The 6,859-nt window shown below is 36.9% G+C and carries 7 protein-coding genes; 2 read left to right on the top strand and 5 right to left on the bottom strand.

What is annotated here, in order from left to right; genetic code table 11:
- The first annotated feature begins 86 nt into the window (after positions 1–86).
- Positions 87–731: a copper homeostasis protein CutC gene (locus FD31_RS08510; protein ID WP_057892351.1), complete on the top strand. Its 645-nt coding sequence runs from the start codon at positions 87–89 to the stop codon at positions 729–731.
- A 357-nt stretch (positions 732–1,088) separates the two neighbouring features.
- Here FD31_RS08510 and mgtE read toward each other — a convergent pair whose 3' ends face one another.
- From mgtE to yjbM, 4 genes are read right to left on the bottom strand one after another with little or no spacing between them, the layout of a single operon-like run.
- Positions 1,089–2,462 (bottom strand): magnesium transporter, encoded by a 1,374-nt coding sequence (mgtE, locus tag FD31_RS08505; protein ID WP_057892349.1) that lies wholly within the window; start codon positions 2,460–2,462, stop codon positions 1,089–1,091.
- On the bottom strand, positions 2,455–3,375 hold the full coding sequence (locus FD31_RS08500) for an RluA family pseudouridine synthase (RefSeq protein ID WP_057892348.1): 921 nt from the start codon (positions 3,373–3,375) through the stop codon (positions 2,455–2,457). Before FD31_RS08500 ends, mgtE begins: the two co-directional genes overlap by 8 nt.
- Complete coding sequence (locus tag FD31_RS08495; protein ID WP_057892347.1) at positions 3,362–4,174, bottom strand: NAD kinase; 813 nt, start codon at positions 4,172–4,174, stop codon at positions 3,362–3,364. Before FD31_RS08495 ends, FD31_RS08500 begins: the two co-directional genes overlap by 14 nt.
- Positions 4,171–4,827 (bottom strand): GTP diphosphokinase, encoded by a 657-nt coding sequence (gene yjbM, locus FD31_RS08490; RefSeq protein WP_057892346.1) that lies wholly within the window; start codon positions 4,825–4,827, stop codon positions 4,171–4,173. The genes FD31_RS08495 and yjbM overlap by 4 nt, the downstream gene beginning before the upstream one ends.
- 415 nt (positions 4,828–5,242) lie before the next feature.
- Between yjbM and FD31_RS08485 the strand changes: the two genes are divergently transcribed.
- Positions 5,243–5,890 carry a DsbA family protein gene (locus FD31_RS08485; protein ID WP_057892345.1) on the top strand — a complete coding sequence of 216 codons (648 nt, stop codon included), beginning with the start codon at positions 5,243–5,245 and terminating at the stop codon, positions 5,888–5,890.
- 35 nt (positions 5,891–5,925) lie between these two features.
- Here the strand turns inward: FD31_RS08485 and FD31_RS08480 are convergent, their stop codons facing one another.
- Positions 5,926–6,804 carry a competence protein CoiA gene (locus FD31_RS08480; protein ID WP_057892344.1) on the bottom strand — a complete coding sequence of 293 codons (879 nt, stop codon included), beginning with the start codon at positions 6,802–6,804 and terminating at the stop codon, positions 5,926–5,928.
- Positions 6,805–6,859: the final 55 nt, after the last annotated feature.

Below are 6,859 nucleotides of genomic sequence, written 5' to 3'. Positions count from 1 at the left end.
GATTCTGGAGACGGCATATTTAAATTCCCCCCAGACCCTAAAATTTGTTAGAATGTAATCACAATTATAAAGAGGGGTTGACTATTATTTTTAAAGAAGTAGCTGTAGAAAACTTTACTAAAATTCCCACCGCTGTTCTAAAGGGTGCTAATCGAATCGAACTGAACGATAATTTAGCCGTTGGAGGGACAACTCCTAGTCACGGTGTCTTGCAAGAAGCCACAAAGTACTTGCAAGAAAAATCAGTTCCTGTCGTCGAAATGATTCGTCCTCGTGGTGGCGATTTTGTCTATAACGATTTGGAAATCAAAATGATGGAATCCGACTTGTTCGAAGCTCAAAAACTTGGCGTTGATGGTGTTGCTTTCGGTGCTTTAACTGCTGATGGCGATATTGACGAAGAAGCTATGGAACAATTAATTGCAGCTTCTGCTGGTATGCAAATCGTTTTCCACATGGCTTTTGATGCTTTGGCTGAAGACAATAAGAAAGCTGCCATTGACTGGTTGGTTGATCACGATGTTGACCGAATTTTGACTCATGGTGGTCCATTGACTACACCAATTGACGATACTTTGGATAATATTAAAAAGTATATTGATTACGCTGATGGTAGAATCGTTATTTTACCTGGTGGTGGCGTTAACTTTGAAAATGTTGATGCCATTGCTGAAAAACTTGGGGTTAAGGAATTGCATGGTACTAAGATTATTGATGGTGTTAATAATTAAATTTGGGTAAATAAATAGGTTCGAATTCTTTGGATAATATATATATCCTTAGGATTCGAACCTTTTTTATTAAGTTATTTTTTAGTGCGGTTGGACATGCAGTGGCTCTGAAACGAGCTTCACAGGCCAATTTCTTCCGCTTTTCATAGTTTAGCAAATCACACGCAAAACCAGCGTGCAATTCACTAAACTACGAAAATGCTCGGAAATTCCCGGGCCTGCTCCGCTCTCTCAAAACGAGCTACGACAGGGCAACTCCTTCCGCTTTTCATAGTTTAGCAAATCACACGCAAAAACCGCGTGCAATTCACTAAACTACGAAAATGCTCGGGAGCTGACCGCCCTGTCTCCGCTCTCTCATGCTTTAACAAAATACTGCATAAACATCCCTGCAATACTGAAATAAATCAACACTGATGTTAAATCACTCAATGTTGAGATAAATGGTCCACTGGCAACTGCTGGATCAAAACCGAAGCTTGACATCAACATTGGTATCAAACTTCCGGCTAAGTTGGCTACGGTAATGGCAGCACACATTGCTAAGCCGATAACCATTCCGAGGACAAAATTATGTTTCCAAATTCCGACTAATAAAAAGACGGAGATTCCGGTTACTAATCCGGTCACAAACCCTGTTACTAACTCTTTACCAATTAGCTTCAAAAATTCATGGCGATTAATTTCTTCAATGGCTAATCGTCTAACTGCCACGGCCAAACTTTGGGTTCCGGCATTACCCGCTGTACCTGTAATGGTCGAGATAAAGACAGCTAAAATGCTAGCTTCTGCTAACAATCCTTCAAAATGATTAATCAATGTTGCCGTAATCATACTCAATAACAACAAGGTAATTAACCAAGGCAATCGTTTGGAAGCGGCTTTGAATGGACCGTCATTGTTGGTCTCATCCATACTAACACCGGCCAAACCAGAATAATCTTGTTGAGCTTCGTCATCAATAACTTCAATAACATCATCAACGGTGACGATACCGACTAATTGATTGGAATGGTCAACAACTGGAACGGCTAAGAACTCATAATCTCTAAAGACTTGCGCAACTTCTGCTTGTTCAGCATCAACATTAACCGTAATAATATCGCTATTCATTTTTTCGCCCAATGTATCATCATCATCAAGCAAAATCAGGTCACGCAATGACATAACACCGACTAAATCATCGTGATGATCCAAAATGTATAAATAATAAATCGTTTCAGCTGTTTTAGCATATTCCTTTAAAGCACGAATCGCTTGAGCAGCTTTTTCTTCTTCATGAAACTTTACATAATCAGTGGTCATAATACCACCGGCTGTTTCAGTATCATAATGCAACAAACCACGTAGGTTGTTAGCATCATTCTTTGGCATCTGCTCTAAAAATCGATCAACATCGACTTTATCCAAATGTTCCAAAACATCGGCCGCATTATCATCGTACATATCATTCAACATTTTTGAAGCATAATTGAGATCCATTTCCTTTAAAAGTTCAGGAATCATTGGATTATCGTCTTCAATCGTATCGAACATATCACCCATTTCGTCTGGTTCTAAAATTGAGTATAACGTTACACGCTCAGTTTTATTTAACGTGAGGTAAAAAGTACTCTGGTCATAAAAATGCATATCCAAATAAGTTTTTCGGAAACGTTTTTTATCACCATTATCAAGATAACCTTTTAATTGCGTAAATTTATCTTGGAGTCTTTTTTCGTTTTCATCCATTCTTCTCACCCCTTAACACACTCTTTAACATTACCATATCTGCTGGCAATGGTGCCCGCAAATTTAATAGCTTTTTGGTCACAGGATGAACAATGTTTAAACGATAACAGTGAAGCGCCTGACGATTGATTCGAGCATCGACTTTGCCACTGTACATATCATCCCCAATAATCGGATGACCAATAGCAGTCAAATGAACCCGAATTTGATGCGTCCGACCAGTTAGCAATTTCAACTTCAACAAACTGGCATCAGGAAAGTTTTCCACTGTCTCATAAATTGTTCGGGATGGCTTACCTTTTTGGTAGTCAATATTGCGCATATAAAAAGCGTTCGGATCAATTCCAATCGGCAGATCAATCAAGCCACTCTCAGGTTTTACTTGCCCATAAGTCATCGCTAAATAAAACTTTTGAAAGTCTTCACTGTGCAAGATTTGGTCTAACAAAGAATGAGCATACGAAGTCTTGGCAAAGACCATTAAACCAGATGTATTCCGATCCAAACGCGTTACCAAGTGAATTGTAGTATTCTCTTTTTTCGCTAACAGATAACCTTTGACCAAATTAGCCATCGTCTTCCCAGACTTTGCTTTGGCTGGTAAACTGGCAATCCCAGGTGGCTTGTTCACAACGAGGATATAACTATCTTCATAAATCACATCAACCGGACCTGAAATGGGAGCAATCAAATCGGACGGCTCCTCTGAATTCAAAATGACTAAAATTTCATCACCTATTTTCAGTTTGAAGTCGAAATGGCGCTGCTTATGATTAACAAAGATTAGCCCACCCTTATTTTTTAAATTGTGTAATTGACTTGAAGAAAATTTGTGTTGGACTAAAAACTTACGAACATTTCTCTTGTCATTTTCACCAATTGTGAACTTTAAGATACGATTATTTTTGTTCATCTTGTCCCAAGAAAGCTGTTTCGACTCTAGTCCAGAAATGTCTGTGTCGATATTGCGCAAATTGAGCACGTTGATAATTCAATTTAATCGTAATCTTCTTAACATTCTTTAATTTTGTTGTAATCCCATCACAACTAATTACATAGTCGTCCGCAGTTTGTGGATAAAGATCGACTTGTTGGTTGTGAGGGATAATAATCGGTGACGAAATAGTCCGGTAAACCCTGTTATTGATTGACGCAATTTCAATCATTTGGAAAACACTAATTTTGGGATGAATCAAAGCTCCACCGATTGACTTGGAATAAGCAGTTGAACCAGTTGGCGTTGAAAAACAAAGTCCATCCCCACGAAAACTTTCAAAAAATTCTTTGTCTAAATCAACACGTGTCTTCATTGTCAAAGATGACAAACGTCTAACTACGGTTTCATTAATGGCAATGCCATGGAAAAGTGAACCTTCTTTATTTTCGACCATCACATCCAAAAGTGGATAACTTGTGGAAGGAATATTATCTTGGCATTCGATAATCCGGTTAGCTAAATGATCGATTTCCGTATCAGTCCAGTCAGAATAAAATCCTAAGTGGCCTGTATGGAGAGCTAGAAATTTAACCTTGTCTAAATGGGCTGCATACGCATGAAAAGTACTCAACAGCGTACCGTCACCACCGACACTGATAACCAATTGCGGGTCACGACGATCCAAAACTAGACCAGCATCAAGCAATTTACTGCGCAACTTATTCGCTGCAGCAACTGATTTTTCTTTACTATTATTATTAATCCATAATTTCATTTTTTATCGTGCTCCGTCGGGTTATTTAAATCACGTTTTCGATCAGTGAAATATTGTTGTGCATCTTGAATTTCTTCACGAATCTTGGACATCTCTTCGTCCAACATGAAGGAAGCTTCAGCAGCACGTTTGAGTCGTTCATTAATTTCTTCAGGAAAATCACCCTTATATTTGTAGTTCAAAGAGTGTTCAATCGTTGACCAGAAGTTCATTGCCAAAGTTCTAATTTGAATTTCTGCTAAAATATTTTTTTGACCAGTTGAAGTTTGAATTGGATATTCAATGACAACGTGATAAGAACGATAACCACTGGGTTTACTGTTAGCAATATAATCACGTTCCTCAATCACCCGCATATCTTCTCTGATATGAAGCAGTTTAGCAACGTCATAAATATCTTCCACGAACTGACATTGAATTCTAATTCCGGCAATATCTTGCATATCTTGTTCTAGTAATTCTTCACTAATAAAACGACGACGCATTTTTTCGCGAATACTATCAACTGTCTTAACACGGCCAGTCACAAATTCAATTGGCGAATGTTCATTTTTTTCAAGAAATTCCTTACGTAAATTTCTAAATTTAATTTTTAATTCGTCAACCGCCTGTGAATATGGTATCAAAAATTCATTCCATTTAATCTCTGACATAATGACCTCACTTTTACTTACTAAAGATTGTACCCCGTTCACTTCTATAGGCTCTTCTATACTACTATTAATTTATTTATGAGACATAAAATTTGCATATACTACTACTGACACATTAGTATGTATAGAAACTTGCTATACAATTTGAAAATTTTTCAAATCGTTCGTAAGTTATGTATAATCATAACGTGATCACTTATGATAATTAATATGCCCCAAACAATGATTCAATAAATAGCAGCTGCTGTCGTTTTAGTGCTGACAATCACTACAACCTTTAGTTACTTATTAAATATATCGTATATCCGTTTAAGATTCACTCAATTCTAGAATTATGTTCATGAGTTTATAATTTTACCTTTTGAAAGATTGTTGGTAGAATGACTATGCAATAGAGATATGGAGGGAAAAAGTAATGTGGGAAATATTCTTATATATTAATCCCTTATGTTCGTATTGTTTAAAGGTGGAACAAGCATTCATCGATTTCACTCGCAAACATGACATTGATACACAATATCATTTCGTAACGAACTATAATATGGCTACAATAAATGATTACATGCATTTAAAAGGTTTCAAAATTTCTGATATTGAGGAACGCACCACTGCTTCACAAGAAGTGCTTGAAGCCGCTAAGCTATATAAGGCTGCCTCTTGCCAAGGAAACAAAAAGGCACGTAACTTTTTAATGAATCTTCAAGAACAAATAAACGTTCTAAACAATCCCTTTGATGATACCACTATCAAACGTGCAATTAACAATAGCGGGCTTGATTACAAGTCAATTATGACTGATAAAGAAAGTCAATGCGTTGTTCAAGGTCTAAAACGTGACCAGCAATTATCAATGGAAATGAAAATTCAAAAAGCTCCCACAGCTGTGGTCTTTGATCTCGACAATGAAGAACGTCCTGGTATGATGATCAACGACTTCGGCGACTCACGTTCTCAAGAAAGTATTACCAATAATATTAATGCGATGTTGGAACGAGAACTTCCACAAACGCAAAGTTATGCTAATTCTTGTTCTGTTATCAGTTTGGATAAATTCAGACGGTAATTTGAAACAAGCGAATATAAGCGTCAAAAAAGCCTTCACAACTGTGGAGGCTTTTTTATTTGGTCATGTCTTAGTAATGGCTGTTTTAACAGATTTATTTCTATACCACAAACCTGTTGCCAAGCTGGTGTCTGATAAATTGGAGCCTGTGGCACAAAAGCATAATCTTCCAAATAAGCTTCAACCGTTTGTCCATTTTGTTGATAAAAATTCATTTTGACCCATTGCGATTGAGGATCATTTTTTTGACGTAATTTCTTCAGTAAATGGTTTTGCATCATCATCGGATTAATCGGATATTCGCTAACTTGAAGTGTGAAAAGATTAGGCAAATTATCCTTTGAAAAAATTTCTCGTTGATAAAAAATTTTATTGAACGGGCCTATAAATTTTATGTGATGGAACAAAGTTAAACGCTGGTTCAAGGAATCTAACAGCAATAAAAAATAACCATAATTTTCACTATACGAAATAAATTTCAAATGTTCACGTCGTACCCCTACTTCTAAGTAAGCTCCTCCTAAAATCCAGATACTTTCCAAGCCTAACTTTCGATATCCTGCAACGCGTTCTTCCAAAACAGACTCATCAATCCGAGCACACTGATACTCAATAACTAATTCCCGATTAATAAAAATATCTGGTCGTTGTTGAATATCAGCCAAATAGTATTCACTTTCAACCTTCTTAAAATCATAATTGGCCAATTCATCTAAAATCAGCTGCTTGCCTTTTTGGTGAATCAATCGTTCGTTAATACTGTTATTCGACTTATTAGCGTGGCGAAAGTATTTCCGGCTCTCAGTTAAAATCAGCTTAACCTGCTGATCACAGTGACAACAAAAATACTTCTGACTTTCCACTGCCTCCTGTGCATAAATCAAAGTTCCACGTTCATCTAACGCTGCATACATTTTCATCACCTCAGATAAAAACTACGCAAAAAACGTTTAATAAACTAGCCTAGGA

Source organism: Companilactobacillus nantensis DSM 16982 (assembly GCF_001435815.1).
Taxonomy (GTDB): Bacteria; Bacillota; Bacilli; order Lactobacillales; family Lactobacillaceae; genus Companilactobacillus; species Companilactobacillus nantensis.
Note: the sequence above shows the minus strand (reverse complement) of the source record. Positions and strands in the feature narration are given on the sequence as shown.

Excerpts from the sequence above, each read along its gene's own strand:
- mgtE (WP_057892349.1), bottom strand. The coding sequence starts at position 2,462 with ATGGATGAAAACGAAAAAAGACTCCAAGATAAATTTACGCAATTAAAA.
- FD31_RS08500 (WP_057892348.1), bottom strand. The coding sequence starts at position 3,375 with ATGAACAAAAATAATCGTATCTTAAAGTTCACAATTGGTGAAAATGAC.
- FD31_RS08495 (WP_057892347.1), bottom strand. The coding sequence starts at position 4,174 with ATGAAATTATGGATTAATAATAATAGTAAAGAAAAATCAGTTGCTGCA.
- yjbM (WP_057892346.1), bottom strand. The coding sequence starts at position 4,827 with ATGTCAGAGATTAAATGGAATGAATTTTTGATACCATATTCACAGGCG.
- FD31_RS08485 (WP_057892345.1), top strand. The coding sequence starts at position 5,243 with ATGTGGGAAATATTCTTATATATTAATCCCTTATGTTCGTATTGTTTA.
- FD31_RS08480 (WP_057892344.1), bottom strand. The coding sequence starts at position 6,804 with ATGTATGCAGCGTTAGATGAACGTGGAACTTTGATTTATGCACAGGAG.